This is a genomic window from Sphingopyxis sp. UBA6723 (assembly GCF_002454115.1).
GTDB lineage: Bacteria > Pseudomonadota > Alphaproteobacteria > Sphingomonadales > Sphingomonadaceae > Sphingopyxis.
Map to the genome: position 1 here is coordinate 100,154 of NZ_DKIH01000003.1, position 24,199 is coordinate 124,352.

26 protein-coding genes are annotated in these 24,199 nt (G+C 64.0%); 13 read left to right on the plus strand and 13 right to left on the minus strand.

Annotated elements, in window-relative coordinates; genetic code table 11:
- Positions 1 to 257: 257 nt before the first annotated feature.
- Positions 258 to 1,076: an SDR family NAD(P)-dependent oxidoreductase gene (locus tag B4F07_RS01110; RefSeq protein ID WP_293703519.1), complete on the minus strand. Its 819-nt coding sequence runs from the start codon at positions 1,074 to 1,076 to the stop codon at positions 258 to 260.
- 313 nt (positions 1,077 to 1,389) lie between these two features.
- On the opposite strand from B4F07_RS01110, the gene B4F07_RS01115 reads away from it, so the two are divergent.
- Positions 1,390 to 1,917 (plus strand): CarD family transcriptional regulator, encoded by a 528-nt coding sequence (locus B4F07_RS01115; RefSeq protein ID WP_293643877.1) that lies wholly within the window; start codon positions 1,390 to 1,392, stop codon positions 1,915 to 1,917.
- Between the two features lie 137 nt (positions 1,918 to 2,054).
- On the opposite strand, the gene B4F07_RS01120 is transcribed toward B4F07_RS01115, so the two are convergent.
- Entirely contained in the window at positions 2,055 to 3,002 is a 948-nt protein-coding gene (locus B4F07_RS01120) for a DUF4189 domain-containing protein (protein WP_293703516.1), read from the minus strand.
- Between the two features lie 86 nt (positions 3,003 to 3,088).
- Complete coding sequence (locus tag B4F07_RS01125) at positions 3,089 to 3,481, minus strand: hypothetical protein (protein WP_293703514.1); 393 nt, start codon at positions 3,479 to 3,481, stop codon at positions 3,089 to 3,091.
- On the opposite strand from B4F07_RS01125, the gene B4F07_RS01130 reads away from it, so the two are divergent.
- Positions 3,480 to 5,516: a transglycosylase domain-containing protein gene (locus tag B4F07_RS01130; RefSeq protein ID WP_293703512.1), complete on the plus strand. Its 2,037-nt coding sequence runs from the start codon at positions 3,480 to 3,482 to the stop codon at positions 5,514 to 5,516. The genes B4F07_RS01125 and B4F07_RS01130 overlap by 2 nt on opposite strands.
- A 156-nt stretch (positions 5,517 to 5,672) precedes the next feature.
- Here the strand turns inward: B4F07_RS01130 and B4F07_RS01135 are convergent, their stop codons facing one another.
- From B4F07_RS01135 to B4F07_RS01150, 4 genes are all read right to left on the minus strand, one after another.
- The gene (locus B4F07_RS01135) at positions 5,673 to 6,749 is read right to left on the minus strand and encodes a DNA alkylation repair protein (protein ID WP_293704350.1); all 1,077 of its coding nucleotides are present in this window, start codon (positions 6,747 to 6,749) and stop codon (positions 5,673 to 5,675) included.
- A 174-nt stretch (positions 6,750 to 6,923) separates the two neighbouring features.
- Positions 6,924 to 8,324 (minus strand): efflux transporter outer membrane subunit, encoded by a 1,401-nt coding sequence (locus tag B4F07_RS01140; protein ID WP_293703508.1) that lies wholly within the window; start codon positions 8,322 to 8,324, stop codon positions 6,924 to 6,926.
- Entirely contained in the window at positions 8,317 to 11,481 is a 3,165-nt protein-coding gene (locus B4F07_RS01145; RefSeq protein WP_293703506.1) for a multidrug efflux RND transporter permease subunit, read from the minus strand. The genes B4F07_RS01140 and B4F07_RS01145 overlap by 8 nt, the downstream gene beginning before the upstream one ends.
- Before the next feature lie 6 nt (positions 11,482 to 11,487).
- Entirely contained in the window at positions 11,488 to 12,642 is a 1,155-nt protein-coding gene (locus B4F07_RS01150) for an efflux RND transporter periplasmic adaptor subunit (RefSeq protein ID WP_293703504.1), read from the minus strand.
- Between the two features lie 110 nt (positions 12,643 to 12,752).
- Between B4F07_RS01150 and B4F07_RS01155 the strand changes: the two genes are divergently transcribed.
- The 7 genes from B4F07_RS01155 (at position 12,753) to rplA (ending at position 18,015) form a co-directional block, all read left to right on the plus strand.
- Complete coding sequence (locus B4F07_RS01155; protein WP_293703501.1) at positions 12,753 to 13,388, plus strand: TetR/AcrR family transcriptional regulator; 636 nt, start codon at positions 12,753 to 12,755, stop codon at positions 13,386 to 13,388.
- Positions 13,389 to 13,468: 80 nt separating this feature from the next.
- Positions 13,469 to 14,821 carry an MFS transporter gene (locus tag B4F07_RS01160; protein WP_293703499.1) on the plus strand — a complete coding sequence of 451 codons (1,353 nt, stop codon included), beginning with the start codon at positions 13,469 to 13,471 and terminating at the stop codon, positions 14,819 to 14,821.
- A gap of 158 nt (positions 14,822 to 14,979) precedes the next feature.
- The gene (gene secE, locus B4F07_RS01165; protein ID WP_293703497.1) at positions 14,980 to 15,177 is read left to right on the plus strand and encodes a preprotein translocase subunit SecE; all 198 of its coding nucleotides are present in this window, start codon (positions 14,980 to 14,982) and stop codon (positions 15,175 to 15,177) included.
- Between the two features lie 34 nt (positions 15,178 to 15,211).
- Positions 15,212 to 15,748 (plus strand): transcription termination/antitermination protein NusG, encoded by a 537-nt coding sequence (nusG, locus tag B4F07_RS01170; RefSeq protein WP_088442199.1) that lies wholly within the window; start codon positions 15,212 to 15,214, stop codon positions 15,746 to 15,748.
- A gap of 40 nt (positions 15,749 to 15,788) precedes the next feature.
- Positions 15,789 to 16,715 carry an acyl-CoA thioesterase gene (locus tag B4F07_RS01175; RefSeq protein ID WP_293703494.1) on the plus strand — a complete coding sequence of 309 codons (927 nt, stop codon included), beginning with the start codon at positions 15,789 to 15,791 and terminating at the stop codon, positions 16,713 to 16,715.
- A 165-nt stretch (positions 16,716 to 16,880) separates the two neighbouring features.
- Positions 16,881 to 17,312, plus strand: coding sequence for a 50S ribosomal protein L11 (rplK, locus tag B4F07_RS01180; RefSeq protein ID WP_088441337.1), 432 nt, complete (start codon positions 16,881 to 16,883; stop codon positions 17,310 to 17,312).
- 4 nt (positions 17,313 to 17,316) lie between these two features.
- Positions 17,317 to 18,015 (plus strand): 50S ribosomal protein L1, encoded by a 699-nt coding sequence (gene rplA, locus B4F07_RS01185; RefSeq protein WP_088441336.1) that lies wholly within the window; start codon positions 17,317 to 17,319, stop codon positions 18,013 to 18,015.
- A gap of 184 nt (positions 18,016 to 18,199) precedes the next feature.
- Here rplA and B4F07_RS01190 read toward each other — a convergent pair whose 3' ends face one another.
- From B4F07_RS01190 to B4F07_RS01200, 3 genes are read right to left on the minus strand one after another with little or no spacing between them, the layout of a single operon-like run.
- Positions 18,200 to 18,847, minus strand: coding sequence for a heme exporter protein CcmB (locus B4F07_RS01190; protein WP_293703488.1), 648 nt, complete (start codon positions 18,845 to 18,847; stop codon positions 18,200 to 18,202).
- On the minus strand, positions 18,844 to 19,428 hold the full coding sequence (ccmA, locus tag B4F07_RS01195) for a heme ABC exporter ATP-binding protein CcmA (RefSeq protein WP_293703485.1): 585 nt from the start codon (positions 19,426 to 19,428) through the stop codon (positions 18,844 to 18,846). Before ccmA ends, B4F07_RS01190 begins: the two co-directional genes overlap by 4 nt.
- Positions 19,425 to 19,844 carry a metallopeptidase family protein gene (locus B4F07_RS01200; protein ID WP_293703482.1) on the minus strand — a complete coding sequence of 140 codons (420 nt, stop codon included), beginning with the start codon at positions 19,842 to 19,844 and terminating at the stop codon, positions 19,425 to 19,427. Before B4F07_RS01200 ends, ccmA begins: the two co-directional genes overlap by 4 nt.
- Positions 19,845 to 19,895: 51 nt before the next feature.
- On the opposite strand from B4F07_RS01200, the gene B4F07_RS01205 reads away from it, so the two are divergent.
- From B4F07_RS01205 to B4F07_RS01215, 3 genes are all read left to right on the plus strand, one after another.
- Positions 19,896 to 20,183, plus strand: a complete 288-nt coding sequence (locus B4F07_RS01205; protein ID WP_293703478.1) for a 4a-hydroxytetrahydrobiopterin dehydratase — start codon at positions 19,896 to 19,898, stop codon at positions 20,181 to 20,183.
- Between the two features lie 4 nt (positions 20,184 to 20,187).
- Complete coding sequence (locus B4F07_RS01210) at positions 20,188 to 20,829, plus strand: YoaK family protein (RefSeq protein ID WP_293703475.1); 642 nt, start codon at positions 20,188 to 20,190, stop codon at positions 20,827 to 20,829.
- A gap of 131 nt (positions 20,830 to 20,960) precedes the next feature.
- Complete coding sequence (locus B4F07_RS01215) at positions 20,961 to 22,358, plus strand: amino acid permease (protein WP_293703472.1); 1,398 nt, start codon at positions 20,961 to 20,963, stop codon at positions 22,356 to 22,358.
- Between the two features lie 102 nt (positions 22,359 to 22,460).
- Here B4F07_RS01215 and B4F07_RS01220 read toward each other — a convergent pair whose 3' ends face one another.
- The 3 genes from B4F07_RS01220 to B4F07_RS01230 form a co-directional block, all read right to left on the minus strand.
- Positions 22,461 to 22,730 (minus strand): zf-TFIIB domain-containing protein, encoded by a 270-nt coding sequence (locus tag B4F07_RS01220; RefSeq protein WP_414711734.1) that lies wholly within the window; start codon positions 22,728 to 22,730, stop codon positions 22,461 to 22,463.
- Between the two features lie 206 nt (positions 22,731 to 22,936).
- Complete coding sequence (locus B4F07_RS01225) at positions 22,937 to 23,146, minus strand: helix-turn-helix domain-containing protein (RefSeq protein WP_293703466.1); 210 nt, start codon at positions 23,144 to 23,146, stop codon at positions 22,937 to 22,939.
- Positions 23,146 to 23,670: a DUF2975 domain-containing protein gene (locus B4F07_RS01230; protein WP_293703463.1), complete on the minus strand. Its 525-nt coding sequence runs from the start codon at positions 23,668 to 23,670 to the stop codon at positions 23,146 to 23,148. Before B4F07_RS01230 ends, B4F07_RS01225 begins: the two co-directional genes overlap by 1 nt.
- On the opposite strand from B4F07_RS01230, the gene B4F07_RS01235 reads away from it, so the two are divergent.
- Entirely contained in the window at positions 23,669 to 24,046 is a 378-nt protein-coding gene (locus B4F07_RS01235) for a hypothetical protein (RefSeq protein ID WP_293703460.1), read from the plus strand. The genes B4F07_RS01230 and B4F07_RS01235 overlap by 2 nt on opposite strands.
- Positions 24,047 to 24,199 lie beyond the last annotated feature (153 nt).

Genomic DNA, 24,199 nt, shown 5'->3' on the forward strand with positions numbered 1-24,199 from the left:
GTGCACCGCCGAACGGTCGCCGTTCAAGGAGTGCTTTTTGTCCGGCGCCACGTAAACCGCCTGTGCCCCTCCCCCACCCTTCGGGTGGTCCCCCTCCCCCGTTGGGGGAGGATCGGCTATGCCCACTTCCGGTCGTCTAAGGACATTCGTCATCCCGGACTTGATCCGGGATCCACCGCGGCACTGAAGTCGTGGACCCCGGATCAAGTCCGGGGTGACGATGATGGATGGGGAGGCTTTCGGTCGTTAGCCGCCGCTCAGTTCGCGCTCGTCGCCTTCATCTGCGCCGCATAACCCGCCTGGACCATCGCGCTCATCCGATCGAACAATGCGTCGGGGTCGCTGCGGCGCAATTGAGCGATCGCGGCCTCGGCGCCCTCGGCGACCACCAGTTCGCGCGTGCCGGCATCGACTGCCTCGAGTATCTGCGCGGCGGCGAAATCGGGTGACAGGCCATTGTCGATCGCGGCGTCGCTTTCCCCGCGAACGCTGCCGTCGGCGTTCAGCGCGTTGCGGCTGACGTTGGTCTGCACCGATCCCGGCGCAACGACCAACACCTTCAGCCCCAGATGCTCATTCTCGGCGCGCACGCTGTCGTGATAGCCGATCAGACCGTGTTTGGCGGCGCAATAGGCGCTGCGCAACGGTACCCCGGCGATGCCTGCAACGCTTGAGATCGCGACGATCTGCCCGCCGCCCGCGCCGACCATGCGCGGCAGCAGTTGCTGGGTCAGCGCAATCGGGGCGAGCAGGTCGACCGCGACAATCTGCTGATAGACGGCAAAGTCGGTGTCGATTGCCAGGCTGCGCTGCGAGATTCCGGCGTTGTTGATCAGTCCGTCGATGCGGCCCTGCCAGTTCCAGGCTTTCTCGGCGATGGCGGGCAGGGCGGCATAGTCGGTCGCCTCGAACGGCAGGATCAGCGTTTCGGTCGCGCAGCCAGCAGCGACCGCCTCCAGCCCGGCGACATTGCGCCCCGACAGGATCAGCTTTGCACCGCGCGCCGCCAGCGCGCGGGCCAGTGCTGCACCGATTCCCGACGAGGCACCCGTAATCCACCAGATCTGATCGTTCATACCCGCTCCCACTCCCTGCTTTCGTTGCAACCTGAAACGGGTTCACGCGGCCGTCAAGGCGGCGCGCTCGCGCATCCCCGGGCGGGGGTGGCAATTTTGTTGCGAATCTGTTATAATAAATATCAACGCGCTGACATTCTGCCTCTTCCCGTCTCGGGCTGGGGCGTTTCGCGGCGTTCCGATGGAGCCATATCCCTTGTCACTCTGACTGGCTAGCGCCGAGCGACCGTAAATCCCCCTTGGCTAGAGGGCGGGATGCGCCGCTGTTGTCGCAGTTTCAGATCGGGGTCAAGGCACAACAAAAGGAAATTGCATGTCCGTAAACACGCTCTTGTTCGAAGTCGGTGATTATGTCGTTTATCCCAAACATGGCGTGGGGCGCGTCATCGAGTTGCAGAAATCGGAAATCGCCGGAATGCAGCTCGAACTTTACGTCCTGCGCTTCGAAAAGGAAAAAATGACGCTTCGCGTGCCGACGAACAAGGCCGAAGGCGTGGGGATGCGCAAGCTGTCGTCGGACAAGACGCTGAAGGAAGCGCTACAGGTGCTGACCACCAAGCCGAAGGTCAAGCGCACCATGTGGTCGCGCCGCGCCCAGGAATATGAAGCGAAGATCAACTCGGGCGACCTGGTGTCGATCGCCGAAGTGACCCGCGACCTGTTCCGCGCCGACGACCAGCCCGAACAGAGCTATTCGGAACGCCAGATTTTCGAAGCGGCGTCGAGCCGCCTCGCGCGCGAACTGGGCGCGATGGAAGAAAGCGACGAAAAGACGGCGCAGGCGAAGATCCTCCAGATCCTCAACGAACATGCGCCGCTATATTACGCCGAAAAGGTGTAAGCTGCGAGCTTAGCGATAAGGGAAGGGGCGGTCCGAAAGGGCCGCCCTTTTTCGTTTCAGTGATGGTTCCGTTTGTGGCGTTGCGTATGGTCCTGCGTCCGCGGCCTCATCACGATCGGCGTTTATGCCAGTCGAACCTATTTCGCCTGGTCCTCTTCGATAATCGATGTCCGAAGCTCATCGGCAGCATAGGTTGCGATGATGCGGCATTGCCTCTCTTTCGGACAATTGAGAGCCACACGTTTGGGCGCCGCTGCTTCATTGGCGGAATCGGTCCAGTAGGTTGCGCCAACGTTGTCGGCAAAATGGACCAGTATGCCCGAGCCGCTGTACTCGCCGAGCACGCATTCCATGCCTGTGTCAGCCGCGCACCGCTTGACGGCGGCGTCGACAGCCGCGTCCAAGCCGCTGATGCCTGAAACAAGCCATGTTTTCCACCGCCATGCTGGCGCTGCCGCCTTCGTCCAAGCGACGACGGCATATTTTCGGATTAACGGGATAAACGTCGGGAAGCTGTCCTTCGGACCTGTGCTGTTGAAGAAAGTCTTGGTAATCTCGCAGCCAACACTTTGTTGCTGACAAGATGCCAGAGCTTTTGAACGAGCAACTTCGTTATTGACGTCGCCTGCGGCAAAGGCATGTCCAATAGCATCTTGGGCCACCACGATGACAAAGGCGTTATAGCCCCCGTACAGAGCATAGCATCCTTTGCCCATCTGTCGTTGACACGCTTGCAAAGCGGCTTTGTCGGCAGCCGGACCACTGTCATAACCCGATGTCGCCCACAGCACCGAAGCGTCGGGGTGCGCGATAACGGACATGAAGGCGTCGGGTATCGGTCCAGGCGCCGAGTCGGGTTCGCCTTGGGGATTGCCGTCCGTCGGACCCATGGGGGCACATGCAAACCAGCCGACGTCCGCTCCGCCGGTGGGGTAATATCCGGGTGGACAACGTCCCTCCGCATTCGCCGGAGCAGAGATGCCAGCAATGCCGATCAGTGCGGCAAGAAAAACGTAAAGAGCTGATCGAGCAAAATTGAATGAATGCGAGCTCAACATCAATGCCTCGTTGCGGCTGATTGCCACCAAAACATCTTGGGGCTTTTGGGAAGCCTAACTCACGATGTCACTGGCAATACATAAATTTGGTACTGGTGCATTCACGAAGCGGGTCAGATCGCGGCTGTCGGCCCGAAGCGATGCGATGCCGAACCTGTCGGCAATCGTACCGAAGGGGTCCTCGAACGTTGCAATGATGCCCTGGCGGGTGTTTCGTTGGCTTGTGACAGGCCAGCTATGATCGTTAGCACCTGATGGTGCAGGACGCTACGCTCCGCAGCTAACTCGAGCACGACACATTCCGCGCCGACCGGCCGGTGTCTCTCATTTCCGAGCTTTTCGGTGGCGACCGGTTCGATTTCCTCGCCGAATTTCAGGCCGGGACGAAGAAGCGCGAAGGCGATTGACATCGACGCTGCCCCCGCCGACTTCATCTGCATTCTGCGGTGCGGAGCATAACCTATTTGCTTATGCTGTATTGCGATATTAATACGGTAGCTAAGCATGACCTGGTTCCGTAAATCCAAAACGCCCGATCCAGCGCCCGCCGCGCCGCCGCTTGCCATGCCCGGCGCGCCCGGTTTCGACGTGCCGCCCCCGGTTGTACCGGAAAGCCGCCGTCGCAAATGGTGGCGGCGAATCTCGCGCGGCTTTGCGATTTTTTGTATTCTCTTCATTCTGCTCGTCGGCTGGCTGGCGCTGACCGCGCCGCTGTCGAAATCGCTCGAACCGATTGTGCCGCCGCAGATCACTTTGCTCGCCTCGGACGGGACGCCGATCGCGCGGTCGGGGGCGATCGTCGATACGCCGGTGAAGGCGAGCGCGCTGCCCAAGCACGTCACCGGCGCCTTTCTCGCGATCGAGGACCGGCGGTTCTATTCCCATATGGGCGTCGATCCACGCAGCATCGCGCGCGCCGTTTGGAGTAATGTCACCGGCGGGCGGACGCAGGGCGGCAGCACGATCACCCAGCAGCTGGCGAAATTCACCTTCCTGACCCCCAAACGCACATTGGGGCGCAAGGCGCGCGAGGCGCTGATCGCCTTCTGGCTCGAAGCGTGGCTGACGAAGGACGAGATTCTCGAACGCTATCTTTCAAACGCCTATTTTGGTGACAATACCTATGGGCTGCGGGCCGCCTCGCTGCACTATTTCTATCGCCAGCCCGAAAAGCTGACCCCGGCGCAGGCGGCGATGCTGGCGGGGCTGGTGCAAGCGCCCTCGCGCCTCGCTCCGACCAAGAACCCCGACCTCGCCGAAAAGCGGATGCAGCTGGTGCTGAATGCTATGGTGGCGACAAACTATCTGTCCGCAGCCGATCGCAAGGCGATCCGTACCCCGCGCATCGATGTGCGCTCGCGCAACACGTTGCCGACGGGCACCTATTTCGCCGACTGGGCGCTGCCCGAGGCGCGCAAGCTCAGCGACGTCGGCTATTCGCGCCAGACGATCAAGACGACGCTCGACGCGCGGTTGCAGGCGGTGGCGCGGCGGGTGACGAGCCGCGCCGGGTTAGGCCAGGCGCAGGTCGCGCTGGTCGCGATGCGCCCGAATGGTGAGGTTGTCGCGATGATCGGCGGGCGCGATTATGCTGCCTCGCCGTTCAACCGCGCAACCCAGGCGCGGCGCCAGCCAGGATCGACGTTCAAGTTGTTCGTCTATCTCGCTGCGCTGCGCGCCGGGTGGGAACCCGATGATGTGATCGACAACCAGCCGATCGAAACCGGGTCGTACCGCCCGAAAAATTCCGGCGGCACCTATTCCAAAACGATCACCTTGGAGGATGCGTTTGCAACGTCGAGCAATGTCGCGGCAGTACGGCTGCTGCGCGAAGTCGGCGACGACAAGGTCATCGACATGGCGCGCGATCTGGGTGTCACCGCGCCGATGACGAAAGGCGACCCAAGCCTCGCGCTCGGCACGTCGAGCATGACCTTGCTCGAACTGACCGCCGCTTATGCCGCGGTCGCGGCAAACAGCTATCCGGTCGTCCCGCACGCGTTCGCGGGTGAGGAAAAGGGTTGGTTCGAAAATCTCATTTCTGGCCCGAGCCGCTTTCGTTCAGGCGTTCACGACGATATCGAACAGATGCTGCGCGCTGCGGTCAATCGCGGTACCGGCCGCGCCGCGCGGCTGCCGCAGGCAAATTTCGGCAAGACCGGGACCAGCCAGGACAATCGCGACGCGCTGTTCGTCGGCTACGCCAATGGCCTGGTCGTCGGAGTGTGGATCGGCAACGACGATAATTCGCCGCTGCGCGGCATTTCGGGCGGCGGACTGCCCGCGCGGATCTGGCGCGATTTCATGATTCAGGCATCGGGACAAAAAGCGGCGCCGCCACGGCCGACCAATCCGCGCGGCCCCGTCGAGCCGCAGGATATTCCCGATGTCGGTGCGATCCCGATCGGTGAAAGCAGCAGCGTGGGGATTGAGGGCGGCGATGCGGTGATCTCGACCGAAATCAACGGCAGCCGGATCGACTTGCGCGTGCCGATCGCGAACGAGGCGCCGCCCCCCGAGCCTGTCCCCGCGCCGCCGTGAGGGGGTGGGGACAGAGCATCGGCGTTCGTCTGATCGTTTTAAGATAACGCTGTTCTCCCGCGAAAGCGGGAGCCCATCACCGGCCCGTGCCAGTTGGAACCGGCCGGAGATGGATCCCCGCCTTCGCGGGGAAACAGGAATTTTCTTGGGCCTTAATCAGTCGGCCAACAGATCAAATTCGCTCGTTGCCATCGTCTGTCCATTGACGATCAGATCGACATTGTGCCGCCCCGGATGATGCCGCCGCGTACTGAAATCGCGGATCGTTTGGTTGATGCGCAGTGCGACGGCTTCGCCCCCGGCGAGGTCGAACGTCTTCCATTTGAACACCTTCGCTGCGCTTTTCCCGCCCGCCCGCGCATAGTGGACCCGGTAATCGACCACCAACGGCTGATTTGCCGTCGTGTCCGAAACGATTTCGGCGTTGATCGCGATCCGCTCGCCCAAGTGCACGGTCGATGGCTCAACCGCAAAGTTGCGCACCGTCACCGCAGCGCCATGGCCGACGCCGATCAGCGCCAGCGCGCGCGGTTCGCCCTGCTTGATCAGGGTGCGCAGCGCGTGGCGGATGATCCACGCGGTGAGCGGATCATCGTTCGGCCAGTCTGCCAGCCGATCGAGCAGCCAGTCGGGGCGGTCCTTGGCGATGTCGTTGAGATGGTTGGCGACCGATTTGCGAACATAGAGACTCGGGTCGGCCTTCAACGTCTCCAGAATAGGCGCCGCGCGCGTCGGATCGGCCTTCAGCGCCGGGACGCGCGTGGCCCACGGCAGCCGGGGGCGGGCGCCTTCGCTCGCCAGCCGCCGGACATGCTCGTCATCGCTGCCGGTCCAGCGCGCCATCGTTGCGAGCGCGCGATCAGCATCCTGCGCCAGAAAGGGCCGGATCGCGAATTCGGCGGTGCCAAAGCGCGTCAGAGCGGCGAGCGCGTCCAGCGATCGGTCGAAATCGTCGAGGCCATATCGCGCCACATATTCGGTCACCGCCACGGCCTGAAAACCATGCGTCAGCCGCGGCGCCATCGACCCGATCACATCCAGCGCTGCCGCATAGTCGGTGGGCAACGCAGGATGCAGCGCGTCCGCGATATGGCGCACCCGCTCCATGATCGACAGCGCGTCGAGGCCGTCGGAGGCGGCGGTCAGGAACGCCGCCCGATCAAACCGCGGCGTAGCGGCGGCGCCCGCATCGGCGATCGTCGTCAGTGCTTGCGGACCCAATATGTCCTTCAATAGGGCAGGGGCGTTATCCGTAATCGGCTGGCCCTTTCAGAGCGCGAAAAGACATGACTGGGTATCGTCATTGCGAGGAGCGAAGCGACGCGGCAATCCAGAGTGGCGTAAACCGCTCTGGATTGCTTCGCTTCGCTCGCAATGACGGAGTTGGGTCAACCAAAGTCACATGCTCTAGCGCCGCTCGACCAGCCCGCCGCCCAGCGCGACGTACAGCGTCACCAGATTGTCGACCTGCGCGCGGCGCGTTTCGATCAGGGTCTGTTCGGCGGCGAACAGATTGCGTTCGGCGTCGAGCACTTCGAGGTAGGTCGAAACCCCTTCGCGGTAACGCTTGCGCGCCAGATCCGCGATCTGGCGCTGCGCCAGCGTCCCGCGTTCCTGCGCCTCGACCTGCTCTGCCAGATAGCGGCGCCCGGCGAGGGCATCGGCGACTTCACGGAACGCCCCCTGGACTGTGCGCTCATAGGTCGCAACCGCGATATTCTCGCGCGCCTCGGCGACGGTCAGATTGCCTTTGTTGCGCCCGAAATCGAAGATCGGCAGGCTGATCGTCGGGCCGAAACTCCAGCCGAATCCATCGTTGCTGAACAGGTTATCGAGCGACCCTGATGCGAAACCGAGGTTGCCGGTCAGCGAGATCGACGGGAAGAAAGCCGCCCGTGCGGCGCCGATATTGGCCCGCGCGGCGCGCAACCGTTCCTCGGCGGCGAGAATGTCGGGGCGGGCGACGAGCAGCTCCGACGGCAACCCCGCGGTCAGCGTCGGCGACTGCCCCTGCGCAACGAGCGGGAGCGGCGCGGGCAAGGGACCGGCGACCGGGCCGCCGGTCAGCACCGACAGGAAGTTGTCGGCCTGCGCCTTGCCTAGTTTCAGGCTGGCGAGCTGCGTCTCCGCCTGCGTCAGCAGCGTTTCCGACTGGCGATAATCGAGCGCCGAGGTCACCCCGGCGTCGAGCCGCCGCTTCGCAATGCGAAGCCCTTCCTTGCGGCTGGTCACCGTCGCTTCGGCGAGCGCGATCTGTTCGGTCGCGCCGCGCGATGCGAAATAGGTCGACGCGACGTCGCGCACCAGGGCCAGCCGGAACGCGCGCTCGGCCTGTTCGGTCGCCAGATACTGGCTGCGCGCCGCTTCGGACAGATTCTTGACCCGTCCCCAGAAATCGAGCTCGAACGACGTGACCCCGACCCCGACCGAATAGCGGCTGGTGGTGTCGGTCCCGGCGCCGGTCAGCGACTGGCCGCGGCTGCGCGTCGCATCGGCGCTGGCGCCCACCGTCGGCAGCCGGTCGGCGTCCTGAATGCGGTACAAACCGCGCGCTTCTTCGATCTGTGCAACAGCCACTGCCAAATCGCGGTTGCGTTCGATCGCCTGCGCAATCAGCACTTCCAGCTGCGGGTCGGCGAAGAAATCCTGCCACGCCACATCGGTCGCGCGCTGGCCAATCGTCACGTCACCCGCGAACTCGGCGGGATAATCCGGCGCGGTGGGCAGCGCCGGACGGTCGTGCGGCGGCGCCATATTGACGCAGCCGGCAAGGCTGGCCGCCGCGACCAGCGCGATCCACTTACGCATGTCCGGGCTCCTCATGATGACCTCTTTCGGTGGGAGCAGGGGGCCGCTTGCGGCTGATCCATTTGCGCACCGACAGATAGAAGAGCGGGATAAAGAAGATGCCGAGCAAGGTGGCTGCGATCATCCCGCCCATCACGCCCGATCCGACCGCGATCCGGCTGGCGGCACCCGCGCCGCTCGCGATGACCAGTGGCACCATGCCCAAAATGAACGCCAGGCTGGTCATGATGATCGGGCGCAGCCGCAGCTTCACCGCCTCCATCACCGCATCCAGCGTCGATTTGCCCTCGGCCTCCTGCTCGATCGCAAATTCCACGATCAGGATCGCATTCTTCGCTGACAGGCCGATGATCGTGATCAGTCCGACGTTGAAATAGATGTCGGCGGACAGGCCACGGAACATCGAGAACAAGACTGCCCCCAGCACGCCCAGCGGCACCACCAGCAGCACCGACACCGGCACCGACCAGCTTTCGTACAGCGCCGCGAGCAGCAGGAACACGACGACCAGCGACAGCCCGAGCAGCAACCCGATCTGCCCCGCCGACTGTTTCTCTTCATAGGAGATGCCGGTCCACTCGAACGCGAAGCCCGACGGCAGCGTCTCGGCCAGCCGCTCCATCTCGGCCATCGCCTCGCCAGTCGACTGCCCCGGCGCCGGTTCGCCCGAGATCGTCATCGCCGGATAGCCGTTATAGCGCTGCAACTGCGGCGCCTCGGCCGACCACTCGGCTTTGCTGAACGATCCGAACGGAACCATGCCGCCATTGGCACTGCGCACGCGCAGGTCGAGCACGTCCTGCGGCGTCATCCGGCTCGCGGCATCGGCCTGGAGCAGCACGCGCAGCACGCGGCCTTCGCGGGTGAAGTCGTTGGCGTAGGCGCTGCCGAAACTGATCGCCAGCGTCGCATTCACGTCGCCAATCGACAGGCCCAGCGCGCGCGCCTGTACCCGGTCGATATCGACCTTCAGCACCGGCGCATCTTCCTGACCCTCGGGGCGGACATTGGCGAGCAGTTTGCTCTGCATCGCGCCGCCCAGCATCTGGTTGCGCGCCGCGACGAGCGCCTCGCGCCCGTTGGCGCCGCGGTCCTGCAGCTTGAAGGTAAAACCGCTCGACGTGCCAAGCTCGGGGATCGACGGCGGGCTCAGCGAGAAGGCAAACGCCTCCTTGATCCCCATCAGCGTCCCCATCGCCTTGCCGGCGATCGCATCGGCGCTGTCGCCATCGCCGGTGCGCTCGTCCCAGGGTTTCAGCGGCGTGAACATGATCGCGTTCGCCTGCCCCTGCCCAAAAAAGCTGAAGCCGTTGACCAGCACGATATTCGCAACCTGCGGCTGTTCGGCAAAGAAGGCTTTGACCTGTTTCGTCGCCTCAGCGGTGCGCTGCGACGTCGCGCCGGGGGGCGCCTGAACAACGGTGATCAGATAGCCCTGATCCTCCTGCGGCAGGAACGATCCGGGCAGGCGCGTGAACAGCAGGCCGGTCACCAGCACCATCGCGGCAAAGACACCCAGCCAGCGCAGCGGCGACGCGAGCATTTTGCCAACTCCGCCCTGATAGCGATCGGTGGTACGGCCAAACCAGCTGTTGAAGCGCGCAAAAAAGCGGTCGAAAAACGCACCGATCTTGCCCTTGCGCGCCTTATCATCATGCGGCTTGAGCAACGTTGCGCACAGCGCCGGGGTCAGCGTCAGCGCGAGCAGCGCCGAAAACGCGATCGAGATCGCCAGCGTCATCGAGAATTGGCGATAGATGCCGCCGGTCGACCCGGGAAAGAACGCCATCGGAATGAACACCGCGATCAGCACCAGCGTGATGCCGATGATCGCGCTGGTGATCTGGCCCATGGCTTTCACCGTCGCCTCATAGGGCGACAGATGCTCCTCGTTCATGATCCGCTCGACATTTTCGATCACGACGATCGCATCATCGACCAGGATGCCGATCGCCAGCACCATGCCGAACAGCGTCAGCACGTTGATCGAGAAACCGAACATCCACAGGCCCAGACACGCGCCCGCCAGCGCGATCGGGACGACGATGGTCGGGATCACCGTCGCCCGCCAGTTTTGCAGGAACAGGAACATGACGAGGAAAACGAGCACCATCGCCTCGACCAGCGTGATGATGACTTCTTCGATCGACAGCTGGATAAACGGCGTCGTGTCATAAGGGATCGACCAGGTGATGTCGGGCGGAAAGCCCTTCGCCAGCGTGGCCATTTGCGTGCGGACACCCTCGGCGGTCGCAAGCGCGTTGGCGCCGGGGGTCAGCTGGACCGCCAGGCCCGCCATCGGCTTGCCGTTCAGCTCCGACGAAAACAGATAGCTGGCCGACCCCAGCTCGACGCGGCCCACGTCGGCCAACGTCACCGCCGACCCGTCGGGATTGGCGCGCAGGATGATGCTTTCGAACTGCTCGGGCTTGGTAAAGCGGCCCTGCGTCGTGATGACCGCGTTGAGCTGCGCGCCCTTGGCGATCGGCTGGTCGCCCAGCTGGCCGCCCGGGGTCTGGCTGTTCTGCTCCTGCACCGCGCTCAACGCTTCGGCGGCGGACAGATTGTAAGACGCCAGCTTTTGCGGATCGAGCCAGATCCGCATCGCATATTCGGGCGCGAACGCCTGCACATTGCCGACGCCGTTCACGCGGCGCAGCTCGTCGAGCACCCGCGTGTTGGCGAAATTATTGACCTCCATCGGGTCGGTGTTGCCGCTCTTTGACGTGATCGCGACGATCAGCAGGAAACCCGAATTGGCCTCGGTCACTGAAATGCCCTGACGCCGAACGTCCTCGGGCAGGCGCTGCTCGACGCGGCGTAGGCGGTTCTGCACCTCCATCTGGGCATTATCGATGTCGGTTCCGGCCTCGAAGGTCAGATTGATCGACGCGGTGCCGTTCGATTCGCTGGTCGAGGCCATGTAGAGGAAACCCTCGACCCCGTTCAGTTCCTGCTCGATGACCTGCGTGACATTCTGTTCGAGCGTCTTGGCGTCGGCGCCCGGATAGGTGACGCCGATGGTCAGCGACGGCGGGGCGACCGACGGATATTGTTCGATGGGCAGGCCGCGCAGCGCGATGATTCCCGCGAGCAGGATGCCGATGGCAATGACCCATGAAAAGATGGGCCGGTCGATGAAAAAGCGGGGGGTCATGTCAGATCAGCGCTTCGCGGCGGGCGTCGACGCCGTGCGCTTGGGCGGCGCAATCCGCACCGGCTGGCCGGGCTGCACCTTTTGCAATCCGTCGACGATCACCCGGTCGCCGGGCCTCAGCCCATCAAGCACCGCCCATTGGCCCGCGACCATCGCGCCGAGTTTGATCGGCCGCGGAGTCGCGATATTTTTGGCATCGAGTACCATCACGCTTGCCTCGTCTCCGGTCAGTTTGACCGCGCGCTGCGGGATCAGCATGCCATCGGCGCGGTTGCCGGCAAAGATGCGCGCGCGAACGAACTGACCGGGCAGCAGCGCGGAAGCCGGGTTCGGAAATTCGGCGCGCAATGCCGCGGTTCCCGTCGCCTCGTCGATCGACAGGTCGAGGAAGTCGAGATGGCCGACCACCGGATAGGCGCTGCCATCCTCCAGGATCAGCTGGACTTCGACCCGCTCAAGCTGCGGGGCGCTGACCTTGCCCGACCCGATGTCGCGGCGCGTCGCCAGCAAATCCGAACTCGACTGGCCAAAATTGACATAGACGCGGTCGATCTGTTCGATCGTGGTCAGCAACGTGCCCTGCGCGGCGCTGACCAGCGCGCCTTCGGTGACCTCGGCGCGGCGGGCGCGGCCCGAAATCGGGGCGGTGACCGACGCATAGCCCAGGTTCAGGCGCGCCGACTCCAGATTGGCCTGCGCCGCCTGGACATCAGCCTCGGCGGTGCGTTGTGCAGCGACCGCGGCGTCATATTCCTGTTTGCCGATCGCTTGGTCGGCGAGCAGCGGCTGGTAACGCGCGACGACCTGCCGCGCATTGGCCGCCGTCGCCTGCGCGCGGGCCAGCTGCGCGCGCGCCGCATTGGACGTCGCGTTCAACTGGCGCGGGTCGATGCGGAACAGCGAGGTTCCGGCGCGGACAAAACTGCCCTCGTCGAACAGGCGTCGCTCGACGATACCATCGACGCGCGCGCGCACCTCGGAGGTGCGAATCGCCTGGACGCGGCCGGGCAGTTCGATGACGTTCGGCACCGCTTGCGAACGGACGGTGACGATCGTCACCTCGGGCGGTGGTGGGGCCGGGGGCGCTTCGGACGCGCAGGCGGTGAGCAACAAGGCCAACGCGGCGACGCTGACGCTGGCAAAGGAACGAGCGCGACTCATAAGAACCCCTGAATAATGCTGTATTATGAAGCGTGGAGGACGCAAAATACGCCTTGCACAAATCGCCATGTAATTTATATTACAGAAAAGCACAAGGGAGAGAATCGCGGATGGTAAAGTCCGATTTGCTGGAATGCCCGATGGAGCCACCGTCGCTGCGCGAACGTCGCCGCGATGCGATCCTCGACGCCGCCGAAGCGCTGTTTCTCGAACAGGGCTATGACCGCACCAGCCTTGCCGAAATCGTCAAACTATCGGGGGGATCGCTCGCGACGCTCTATGATTTGTTCGGAAATAAACAGGGGCTGCTGCACGCGATTGCGTCGCGCTGGGGTAATGAAGCCCGTTGCCAGCCCGCCGGATGCATGGCGATGGCGGATCTGTCGAACGCCGAACTGCTCAGGGGCTATGCGCACCGCCAGTGCGACCGGATGCGCTCGCCGCGCGCTGTTGCGCTCATGCGAATGCTCGTTTCGGAAAGCTTGCGCGACCGTGATTTCGCGCTGCAAATCTATCGCGACCTGCACATACCGGCGGTCGAAGAACTATCGGCGCTGTTCGCCGAATGGGCCGCGGCAGGCGAGGCTGAAATCGACGATCCCGAAGCGGCGGCAAAACTGCTGCTCAGCATCGTCATCGGCGATTCGATGCTCCACACCCTTGCGGGGCTGGAGGATGAATGGCTCGACGCCGACCAGCTTGACTGGCGCCTCCAGCCGTTTCTGTCGCATTTCAAAATCGGCTAGTGGCACGGACAATGCGTGTCTGTTGACATCACTGTCAATAACTGAAAGCCTGCGGTCTTCGGCATCGGGAGCATCGCATCGTGGTCAGTACCGTTCTGCCATCGGCTGGCCAGCCCGATCAAGCTGACACATTGCGCCCGCGCACCGTCGCCGCCTACGCCGCCACTGCCGGGCCGACGGTCATCCTCGGTCTGCCGTTCAGCGTCTATCTGCCGCCCTATATCGCCGAGGGCGGGGTTATTTCGGTGGCGCTCGTCGGGCTGCTCTTCTCGCTCACCACCATCTGGGACGGCGTCGTCGATCCGCTGATCGGGACGATGGTCGACCGCGTTCGCACCGGGCTGGGCGCGCATCGCCGCTGGATGCTGCTCGCGCTGGTTCCGCTCGCGCTGCTTTTGCTCGCGCTGGTCACCGTCGGCGACCGGCTGCCGTTCGCCGCGCTGTTCCTGATGATGGTGCTCTTTTACTCCAGCTACAGCCTGTACGAGGTCGCGCAATTATCATGGGGCTCGGCGCTCGTCCGCACCCCGCGCGACAGCGCTTTGCTCTATGGAATGCGCGACTGGTTCGCGAAAATTGCCTTGATCCTCGCCTTTGCCGCGCCGGCAGCGGCGCAACTGCTCATCCCTGGGGTCAGCCTGCAGGGCCGCATCATGGCCTATGCCAGCCTGTTCATGCTGATGGTCCCGATCGCGCTCTACGCGATCCGCCTGGTCCCGCCGCGCGCGGTGATCGCCGAACGCGGCATTGGCTGGCGCGACGAGATCCGCGTGTCGCTGGCGTTCCCGCCGCTGCTGCTGCTGCTCGGGGTGCAATTTCTCAACAGCTTTGCCTTTGGCTCGCTCACCTCCTTGTTCGTTTTCTTCGCCGCAGCGGTGCTCGATCTCGACGGGCAGAGTGCGGTGCTGCTTTTCGCCAGCTTCATCGGCGGGGCGATCGCCTCGCCCGTCTGGACATGGCTTGCGCGGCGCTACGGCAAGCCGCCGATGATGATCATGATGGGGCTGCTGATCTCCAGCCTGCTGATCACCACCTTGTTCCAACGGCCGGAGGGCGTCGCGCAGGCGGCGGGCTTTTCGATCATGCTCGGCACCGGTTTTGTCGGGCTGTTGTTCACTTACTCGATGCTCGCCGATATCATTCCGGGCGATGCCGCGCGCTGCGCCCGCAATCGCTCGGCGTTTCTGTTCGCGCTGCTCAACCTGATGCAGAAATTCGGCGTCGCTGCCGCCATCGCGGTCAGCTATCTTCTGCTCGACCTTGTTGGCTTCGATCCCCAAAATGGCAAGGCGGCGGCGCGCGAACTGCATCTAGTGTTTGCGCTCCAGCCGACGATCAGCTGGATGATCATGATCGGATTGCTCCTTTGGATGCGGCGCGCGCTGGCGCGCGAAGCCGACCCTGCACTTGCAATCGCCGCAGCGCGCCAGTAAAGGCCGCTTTCATTCGGACAGATGCGCCGTTTTCGTTCCGCCTTTCGCCGACACGCTCGGGGAGGGTGGGCGGACTATTGCCCAAAAGCGCGCTTGACGCGGGGGGCGCGGCAACCCATCTGGCCCGAAGCAGTAGTTTGTAGGACAGGACGATCGACATGGCGAAAACCAGCCCGGCTGAGTTCATCAATCAGGTGCGCGCCGAAGCCAAGAAGATCGTCTGGCCGACGGGACGCGAGACGGTGCAGACGACGATCATGGTGCTGATCATGACGACGATCCTCTCGCTGTTCTTTCTCGGCGTCGACACGGTTTTCAACGCGATCGTCAGCTGGCTGACGTCGCTCGCGCGCTAAACGCCGCACTTACAGGGACAGGATACGAACACACATGGCGCGCTGGTACATCATTCACGCCTATTCGGGTTTTGAAAACAAGGTGCGCGATTCGGTGCTTTCCGAAGCGGAGCGCATGGGCCTCAGCGAATTTGTCGAAGCGGTCGAAGTGCCGGTGGAAACCGTCACCGAGGTGAAGCGCGGCAAAAAGGTTCAGGCGGAACGCAAATTCTTCCCCGGTTACGTCCTCGCCAAGCTGACGATGACCGACGATGTCTATCACCTTGTGAAAAACACCCCAAAGGTCACTGGCTTTCTGGGTTCGATGGGCAAGCCGCAGGCGATCAGCGAATCCGAAGCCGCGCGTATCCTGAACAGCAAGGAAGAGGCTGCGGCCCGTCCGAAGCAGGAAATCCGCGTCGATTACGAAATCGGCGATCAGGTCAAGGTGCTCGACGGTCCTTTCGCCAGCTTCAACGGGCTGGTCGAGGAACTCGATTTCGAAAAGGCGCGGGTCAAGGTGTCGGTGTCGATCTTCGGTCGCGCGACCCCGGTCGAGCTCGACTTCGAACAGGTCGAACGGATGAAGTGACGGCGCCTGCCGTCAATCTTTTTGCAGATGGGATGACGTGATGACCCTGACTCCGGACGAGATTCAGGCCCGCATCGAACGCGCCCGCGAAATCAACGCCAGTATCGATGCGACCAAGGTCGTCGGCGCGGTGGCGCGCTTGTTCGATCTCTCGCCCGCTGATGAACCCGACGAGTTCACTTTCCCGGCGCTCGCGACCACTGCGCGCGAGCGGATTTTCGGCGGCCAGGTGATCGCTCAGGCGATGGTTGCTGCGGCGCGCACCGTCGATGCGGACAAGCAGGTCCATTCGCTCCACGCCTATTTCCTGCGCGGCGGCGACGAGACCAAGCCGCTGCATTTCCGCGTCCACCGCGATTTCGACGGGCGCAGCTTCGCCAACCGCCGTGTCGTCGTGCGCCAGGATGGCAAGGTCATCTTCAACCTCACCGCGTCGTTCCAGCTGCCCGCGCCCGGCCTGTCGCATCAGGTGTCGATGCCCGACCTGTTGCCGCCCCAAGAATGCCGCGACTTCCTCGAAACCATCGCCGCCGACCCCAACATCTCCGAACAGGCATTCGCGCATATGGCCCGGCGGCGCCCGTTCGAGCTGCGCAACCATCGCCCACCCGCGTCGGCGCAGGCGACGCAGCATTATCAATGGTTTCGCGTGGCGGCGCCGATCGGCGACGACCAACTGATCCACCGGGCGTTCCTGGCTTTTGCGTCGGATATGGGGTTGCTCTCGTCGGCGATGCTGCCGCACGGGCTCAACTGGTCGACCCCGGGGCTGTTCTCGACCAGCCTTGATCATGCGATGTGGTTCCACAATGATATCCGCGTCGATGACTGGTTCGTATTCGTGATGGACAGCGACTGGACCGGCGGCAGCCGCGGGATCAACCGCGGCTCAATCTATCGCCAGGACGGAACCCTGATTGCCTCGGCGGTCCAGGAAGGGCTGCTGCGCTACAATCCGGTTGCCTGACCGCGCCACAAGGCTTGTTTTCAGCAGCATTTGCGCTTATGCGCGCCGCTTCGCGTCAGATACGGGCGTGATTCCGCGCGGGAGGAGGGGGTGATGCCCTTCTGTTCGACCGCTTATTTTGAGCGCCGGATCTAGTCCGGGGCGACAGAAAGATAGGAGGCCATCATGGCTAAGAAGATCAGCGGCTATATCAAGCTGCAAGTTCCGGCGGGGACCGCAAACCCCTCGCCGCCGCTCGGGCCGGCCCTCGGCCAGCGCGGTGTCAACATCATGGAATTCTGCAAGGCGTTCAACGCCGCGACCGATTCCTTGGAAAAGGGCACCCCGACCCCGACCATCATCACCGTGTTCGCCGACAAGAGCTTTTCGTTCGTCACGAAAACGCCGCCGGCGACCTATCTGATCAAGAAGGCCGCAAACCTGAAGTCGGGTTCGAAAGAGCCGGGCAAGATCAGCGGCGGCAAGATCGCCCGCTCGAAACTGACCGAAATCGCCGAGATCAAGATGAAGGATCTCAACGCGAACGATCTGGAACAAGCGACGAAGATCATCGAGGGCAGTGCGCGCTCGATGGGCCTCGAAGTGACGGAGGGCTGATCCGATGGCCAAGCTGACCAAGAAGCAGAAGTCCCTCGAGGGCAAGGTGGACAGCCTCAAGCTGCACACCGTCGACGAAGCGCTCAAGACCGTGCGCGAGCTGGCCTCGGCCAAGTTCGACGAAACGCTCGAAGTTGCGCTCAACTTGGGTGTCGATCCGCGCCACGCCGACCAGATGGTCCGCGGCGTCGTGACGCTGCCCGCCGGGACCGGCAAGGACGTCAAGGTCGCCGTGTTCGCGCGCGGCGACAATGCCGACAAGGCGCTGGCCGCCGGTGCCGACAAGGTCGGTGCCGAAGACCTGATGGAAGACATGCTCGCGGGCAACCTCGACTATGGCCGCGTCATCGCGACGCCGGACATGATGGGCATCGTCGGCCGCCTCGGTAAGACGCTGGGTCCGAAGGGCCTGATGCCGAACCCGAAGCTGGGCACCGTGACTCCGAACGTCGCCGAAGCCGTGAAGGCCGCCAAGGGTGGTCAGATCGAATTCCGCGTCGAAAAGGCAGGCATCATCCACGCCGGTCTGGGCAAGCTGTCGTTCGGCGAGGAAAAGCTCCGCCAGAACTTCGACGCCTTCGTCGACGCGATCGTCAAGGCGAAGCCGGCTGGCGCGAAGGGCAAATATGTCCGCAAGATCGCGCTGTCGTCGTCGATGGGCCCGGGCGTCAAGGTCGATACGGCCGACGTCACCGGCGCCTGATTTCGCGTCGCACTGAATTAGGAAAGGGCCGGGGGAAACTCCGGCCCTTTTCTTATGGGCGGCGGTGGGCTCCGCATCAATTTCGTCATCCCGGCGAAGGCCGGGATCTCACTCTCTCGTATCATCGCACCGGCGAGATCCCGGCCTTCGCCGGGATGACGGGACTATTGACGCCCGCCACCGCTTACTCCCTCAACCCCCGCATCGCCGCCCCCGCCGCAAACGGCCCGATCATCGTCAGCAGCAAACTCGTCGCGCCAAGCAATTTCATCGCCCCGCGCCCCGACGGGTCGAGCATCCCGGCGCCAAAGATCAGCAGCGGCACCGCCAGCGGCAGCACCAGCAGCCCGCCGATCGCGCTTCCGCCCTTCAGCCCCGCGGTCAGCGCCGCGCTTAGCACCGCCAGCGACGCCAGCGCCGGGATCGCAATCGCAATGCCGACCGCCAGCACCTCAACCCGCGCCGCGTCCTGCGCCAGCAACGCCGCCGCCGGGAACAAGGCGATCATCAGCGGCAAGCCGAACGCAATCGCATGCGCCACGATCTTCACCGCCGCGATCACCTCGTCGGCGATGCCGCGCACCGCGAGTTGGTCGAGCACCCCGGCGTCGCGGTCGGGGCGCACCAGCCGGTCGATCGGCAGCAACGCCGCGAGCAGCGCCGCCACCCACACCATCCCGCCGCCCGCGCGCCGCAGCAACGGCGCGTCCGGCCCCACCGCAAAAGGAAAGGCGGTCGCGACGAGCAGGAAGAACAGCACCGGCAACCACAATGCCCCGCTGCCCCACGCCCGCCGCAGGTCGCGCCAGAACAGGGCGAGCAGGGTGGTCACGCCAACGCCCCCATATCCAGCTCCGCCAGATCGCCAATTCCCACCGCAAAATGCGACGCCAGCAACACCGCGCCACCATTATCCCGATGCGCCGCAATCGCCGCCACCAGCCGCGCCTGCGCCGCATCGTCCATCCCGTTTGCGGGCTCGTCGAGCAGCCAGATCGGCGCCCCGCTTGCGATCACCCGCACCATCGCGGCGCGCTTGCGTTGCCCGGTCGACAGCATCGCGACCGGCACGTCGCTTAGCGGCGCCAGCGCCATCGCCGCCATCGCGCGGTCGACCGCATGGCCGTCAACCGTGTCGACGCGCGCCCAGAAATCGAGCGCGCGGCGCAGCGGCATTTCCGCATCGAGCGCCGATGCTTCGTCGATCAGCGCGCAGCGCCCGCGCCGCTCGACCGTCCCCGCCGCGGCGCGCAGCAGTCCTGCGGCCAACCGGATCAGGCTCGACTTGCCCGCGCCATTCGGGCCGCGCAGCCACAAAGCCTCGCCGGGTTTGAGCGCCAGCGACAGATTCTCGAACAACAGCCGCTCGCCGCGGATGCACGCCACGCCATCGAGCCGCAGCAGCTCGCTCACGCCATATCTTCCAGGGCGTGCATATCATCGTCCGAAAAGCCGAAATGATGCCCGATCTCATGGATCAGCACATGCCGCACCAGCCGGTCGAGCCGCTCACCGGTCTCGATCCATTCGACCAAGATCGGAATGCGGTACAGCGTCACCCGGTCGGGCATCCCGCCGCTCTGATCGATGCTGCGCTCTGTCAGCGGGCGGCCTTCGTACAGCCCGGTCAGGTCATAGGGATGCTCGATGTCGAGCGATTTCAGCACCTCGTCGTCGGCAAATTCTTCGATCGCGATCACCACGCCCTGAATGTGCGGCAGAAACACCGCGGGCATCGTGTCGAGCGCGACCTCGGCCATCGCGAACATCGCATCGGCATCGGGGGCGGTTCCGGTCCATCCGGCTGGCAGGCTGCTCTTGTCGCTCATCGCGCCCTTCCTTATGGCGGCGGCACGGCCTTTACCAGCGGGAGAAAATTCATGGTCCAGAAACTCGACGACGACGCCCGCACCGCCTTGCTCGTGCGTTTCCCCGCGTGGACGCACGAACCGACCCGCGACGCGATCACCCGCCGGTTCGAATTCGATGATTTCGCAAAGGCGTTCGGCTTCATGACCAGCGTCGCGATCATCGCCGAGAAAATGGACCATCATCCTGAATGGTCGAACGTCTATAACCGCGTCGACATCCTGCTGACGACGCACGACGCCGACGGCCTGTCGGAGCGCGATGCCAAGCTGGCCGAAGCCATCGAGCGGCTGCTCTGATCGCATGATCCGCTTCGACCCCTCGCACCAGCTGCTCGCCATCGGGGTCGCGATCCTCGCCGGGTTTGTCGATGCCATCGGCTTCGTCGAATCGGCGGGCTTTTTCGTGTCGTTCATGACCGGCAATTCGACCCGGCTCGCGGTCGGGCTGGCCGAGGGGCAGCACGCCGCACTGGTCGCCGCGATTATCATTGCCGTCTTTGTCACCGGCGTGGTCGCCGGGTCGCTCGTCGGCGCGCATGCCGGGCGGCGACGGACTCCCGCGGTGCTGCTCGGCGTCACCATCTTGCTGGCTATCGCGACCGTGCTGCGGTTCGACGGCGAGGATTGGAGTGCGATCCTGTCGCTTGCCCTTGCGATGGGCGTTGCAAACGCCGCCATCGCGGGTCGCGACGGGGCGGTGATCGGCGTCACCTACATGACCGGCACGTTGGTCCAGATGGGGCAAAAGATTGCCAATGCCTTGCGCGGCGAGGGCGATCGGCGCTGGCTCCACCACCTCGGCCTGTGGGCAGCGCTGGTTGGCGGCGCCCTCCTCGGCGCGCGCGCGGTCATCTGGTCGCCATTGCTGGCCTATGCGCTCGCCGTTGCGCTGGCCGCGGTGCTGGCGCTGCGCGCTGGCTGGATCGTCCGCAATGCAAGGTAGCGATCTTCATCGAACCGTCCAATTGCCACTCCGAAGCTGTTGCTTCACGCGATTCTCACGGCGCATCTTGCGCTCATGTCACACCGGCCTCAAAGGCAGGAAAAATTTTTTCCTTTAGGAGAGGGCTCCCCATGTCAGACAGCTTGCTGCGCCGTAAACCAATCGTTCCGGAAAAGCAGGAGGGGCATGGGCTCGCCCGCACCCTCGGCTGGCCGCACCTGATCGCGCTTGGCGTCGGGGCGATCGTCGGCACCGGCATCCTGACCCTGATCGGGGTGGGCGCCGACAAGGCTGGTCCGGCCGTCATCCTCGCCTTTGGCATCGCGGGCCTGATCTGCGCCTGCGCCGCGCTCGCTTACGCCGAAATGGCGACGATGATCCCTGCTTCGGGCAGCGCCTACACTTACTCCTATGTCGTGATCGGCGAACTCATCGCCTGGGTGGTCGGGTGGAGCCTGATCCTCGAATACTCGCTGGTGGTCAGCGCGGTCGCAGTTGGCTGGTCGGGCTATGCCGCGCCCTTGCTCGAAGCCTGGGCGGGCGTGCCGATGGCGTTGATGCAGGGGCCGGAACTCGGCGGCGTCGTCAACCTGCCTGCGATCGCGATCATCGCGGTCGTCGCTGGATTGCTGCTCGTCGGCACGCGCGAAAGCGCGACGCTTAACGCGATCCTGGTGATCGTGAAGGTCATCGCGCTGGTGATCTTCGTCGCGGTTGCGCTCCCCGCGTTCAACGCCGCCAATCTCGAACCGTTCAGCCCCTATGGCTTTGCCAAGCATATGGGTCCCGACAACGTCGAGCGCGGCGTCATGGCCGCCGCCGCGATCATCTTTTTCGCCTTCTACGGCTTCGACGCGATCGCCACCGCCGCCGAGGAAACGCGCAACCCCGACCGCGATCTGAAAATCGGCATCGTCGGGTCGATGTTCGTCTGCGTCGTCATCTATATCGCGGTTGCGGTCGCTGCGGTCGGCGCCATCGCCTACACCCGCTTCGCCAACAGCCCCGAACCGCTGGCGCTGATCCTGCGCGAACTCGGCAGCCCGCTCGCGGCGCAATATCTCGCGGTGTCGGCGATCATCGCGCTGCCCACGGTGATCCTCGCCTTCTTCTACGGCCAGAGCCGCATCTTCTTCACCATGGCGCGCGACGGTTTGCTGCCGGCCAGCCTCGCGACCCTGTCGTCGCGCGGCACCCCGGTGCGGATCACCATCTTCACCGCGCTCGTCGTTGCGGTGCTCGCAGGCTTCATCCCGCTCGGCGAACTGGCGGCGCTCGCCAATGCCGGGACGCTTGCGGCGTTCACGGCGGTATCCATCTGCATGCTGATCATGCGCGTCCGCGCCCCCGACGCCCCGCGCACCTTCCGCGCCCCGATGCCGTGGGTGATCGGCGGCATCGCGGTGTTCGGCTGCATCTATCTGTTCTTCAGCCTGCCGACGCAGACGCAGCTGTGGTTCCTGGTATGGAACGTCGTCGGGCTGGGGGTCTATTTCCTCTACGCCCGGCGGAATGCGGTGGTTGGTTAGTAGCATCCGTCGCCCCCGCGAAGGCGGGGGCCGCTGTCATTCTACACAGAGGTGACTGGTCTAGGCCGCCGGCGGCCCCCGCCTTCGCGGGGGCGACGGCTTTCAGTCGAACAACTCGCTCAAAAAGCTCTTCTTGTAATTCTTCTTGTATGGCTTGCTGCCATAATAGCGGTCGTCATGGCCATGCTCACGATACTGCGGCGGCTGCTGATAGGGCTGCTGCGGCGACGGAGGCGGCGGGGCCGAGGCGCGCGGGGCAGGGGCGGCGACTGCTTCGCTGCGCTCGATAATCTTGTCCAGCTCGCCGCGGTCCAGCCATACGCCGCGGCATTGCGGACAATAGTCGATTTCGATCCCCTGCCGCTCCGACATCGTCAAATTCACGCGGCAGGTCGGGCACAGCAGGCCTTGGGGCTCGGTCACGGAGGATCCTTTCGTCGGTTGCGAATACGGCAGCTGAAAAAGCCGCCGCCTGGTCCAACGCATCATTGCAGATTCGCGTTCCGCGTCAAACCGGCAAAGGAAACCCCGCTCCGACCGGGGGGCGGAGCGGGGTCAGGTTGGTCGGGGAGGCGGCGTCAGCGTTCGGGTTCGAACGCCAACAGATCGCCCGGCTGGCATTCCAGTTCGGTGCAAATCGCCTCCAGCGTCGAAAAGCGCATCGCCTTGGCCTTGCCGGTTTTCAGGATCGACAGATTGGCCAATGTGATCCCGATCCGGTCGGACAGGTCGGTCAGCGTCATCCGTTTGGCGTGCAGCAGGTCATCCAGTTTCACGACGATCGCCATCACACGGTCCCCTCCAGCTCATCGCGCATTGCTGCGCCCTGTTCGAACACCGTGGCCAGGACAAATGCGAGCAGGATGGCGAGCAGGCTGCCGATCGAAATCCCGCCCATCTGGCTGAAATCGCTGCTCGCCTTTGCAATGCTGCTGGCGGTCCAATGCAGCGGAATAGCCAGCAACTGGATCGCAACCAGCGCCCAGCCGATCCGGCGCAGCCGCGCGGCATTGTCGATGACGAAGGGATCATGCGCGGCACTGGCGACCAGCGCCTGCAACTGGCGAATGACATAGCCCGCCGCGGCCAGGATCGCGATAAGCAACAGCATCAGGACGCTTAGGGGAAATCGCATGGTCGTCGCGTCGATGAACATGGGGCTGTTGCGAATTTCGGCCATCACGTCGGGCCAGGCGACAACCAGTGCGACCGTGACCCCGGCGACGATAAACGCCGACGCGATAATCAGCCCCAGCGTCAGCCAGAGCAAGCCGCGTGTCGCGCGGAGGAGAGTGGGATTGGTGGTGGGCATGTCGTTCTCCGATAAGTGGTTTATCGAAGAACAATATATTGTGAGTCGTGCTTATCGTCAATCAATAATATCGAAGAACGATAAAATCGGGCCTCGGCTCGCGTCATCGCAAGCGAAACCCGGCAATCCAAAGCGGTTGCCACTCGATGTTTTGCACTGCCCGGTCGAGATCGCGGCGGCGGCGTCGATCCATGAATTCGCGGCGCCCATCGACTTCTTCCAGCGCGTGGGCACGCAGCGAGGGACAAGTTTATCGACGTACGCGCTCTGCCTTGACTTCCCGTCGTTTCCGGCTAATAGCGCCCCCGTGTTGCCGCAGGTTCGCTTGCGGCAATTCCGTCCGAGACAGTTGGTGCAGGGGATTGGCCCTGCTTAATTTCCAGCCGAGACGGGGAACAGTCTTTTTCGGTCGCCCGCCTGCATGTTCAGGCGACGCGTCTTGACCGACCCCTTCGGACATCGTTGCGCAAAGACGGCTGAGCTTTGGCTCGTATCCGGTTTTGCGTGTGTTAGCCGCCCGGCGGCGCCA

Bases quoted from the DNA above. Each gene is read 5' to 3' on its own strand.
- B4F07_RS01110 (WP_293703519.1), bottom strand. From the start codon at position 1,076: ATGAACGATCAGATCTGGTGGATTACGGGTGCCTCGTCGGGAATCGGT.
- B4F07_RS01115 (WP_293643877.1), top strand. From the start codon at position 1,390: ATGTCCGTAAACACGCTCTTGTTCGAAGTCGGTGATTATGTCGTTTAT.
- B4F07_RS01130 (WP_293703512.1), top strand. From the start codon at position 3,480: ATGACCTGGTTCCGTAAATCCAAAACGCCCGATCCAGCGCCCGCCGCG.
- B4F07_RS01125 (WP_293703514.1), bottom strand. From the start codon at position 3,481: ATGCTTAGCTACCGTATTAATATCGCAATACAGCATAAGCAAATAGGT.
- B4F07_RS01140 (WP_293703508.1), bottom strand. From the start codon at position 8,324: ATGCGTAAGTGGATCGCGCTGGTCGCGGCGGCCAGCCTTGCCGGCTGC.
- B4F07_RS01145 (WP_293703506.1), bottom strand. From the start codon at position 11,481: ATGACCCCCCGCTTTTTCATCGACCGGCCCATCTTTTCATGGGTCATT.
- B4F07_RS01150 (WP_293703504.1), bottom strand. From the start codon at position 12,642: ATGAGTCGCGCTCGTTCCTTTGCCAGCGTCAGCGTCGCCGCGTTGGCC.
- B4F07_RS01155 (WP_293703501.1), top strand. From the start codon at position 12,753: ATGGTAAAGTCCGATTTGCTGGAATGCCCGATGGAGCCACCGTCGCTG.
- secE (WP_293703497.1), top strand. From the start codon at position 14,980: ATGGCGAAAACCAGCCCGGCTGAGTTCATCAATCAGGTGCGCGCCGAA.
- nusG (WP_088442199.1), top strand. From the start codon at position 15,212: ATGGCGCGCTGGTACATCATTCACGCCTATTCGGGTTTTGAAAACAAG.
- B4F07_RS01175 (WP_293703494.1), top strand. From the start codon at position 15,789: ATGACCCTGACTCCGGACGAGATTCAGGCCCGCATCGAACGCGCCCGC.
- rplK (WP_088441337.1), top strand. From the start codon at position 16,881: ATGGCTAAGAAGATCAGCGGCTATATCAAGCTGCAAGTTCCGGCGGGG.
- rplA (WP_088441336.1), top strand. From the start codon at position 17,317: ATGGCCAAGCTGACCAAGAAGCAGAAGTCCCTCGAGGGCAAGGTGGAC.
- B4F07_RS01200 (WP_293703482.1), bottom strand. From the start codon at position 19,844: ATGAGCGACAAGAGCAGCCTGCCAGCCGGATGGACCGGAACCGCCCCC.
- B4F07_RS01205 (WP_293703478.1), top strand. From the start codon at position 19,896: ATGGTCCAGAAACTCGACGACGACGCCCGCACCGCCTTGCTCGTGCGT.
- B4F07_RS01210 (WP_293703475.1), top strand. From the start codon at position 20,188: ATGATCCGCTTCGACCCCTCGCACCAGCTGCTCGCCATCGGGGTCGCG.
- B4F07_RS01215 (WP_293703472.1), top strand. From the start codon at position 20,961: ATGTCAGACAGCTTGCTGCGCCGTAAACCAATCGTTCCGGAAAAGCAG.
- B4F07_RS01220 (WP_414711734.1), bottom strand. From the start codon at position 22,730: ATGTCGGAGCGGCAGGGGATCGAAATCGACTATTGTCCGCAATGCCGC.
- B4F07_RS01225 (WP_293703466.1), bottom strand. From the start codon at position 23,146: ATGGCGATCGTCGTGAAACTGGATGACCTGCTGCACGCCAAACGGATG.
- B4F07_RS01235 (WP_293703460.1), top strand. From the start codon at position 23,669: ATGTCGTTCTCCGATAAGTGGTTTATCGAAGAACAATATATTGTGAGT.
- B4F07_RS01230 (WP_293703463.1), bottom strand. From the start codon at position 23,670: ATGCCCACCACCAATCCCACTCTCCTCCGCGCGACACGCGGCTTGCTC.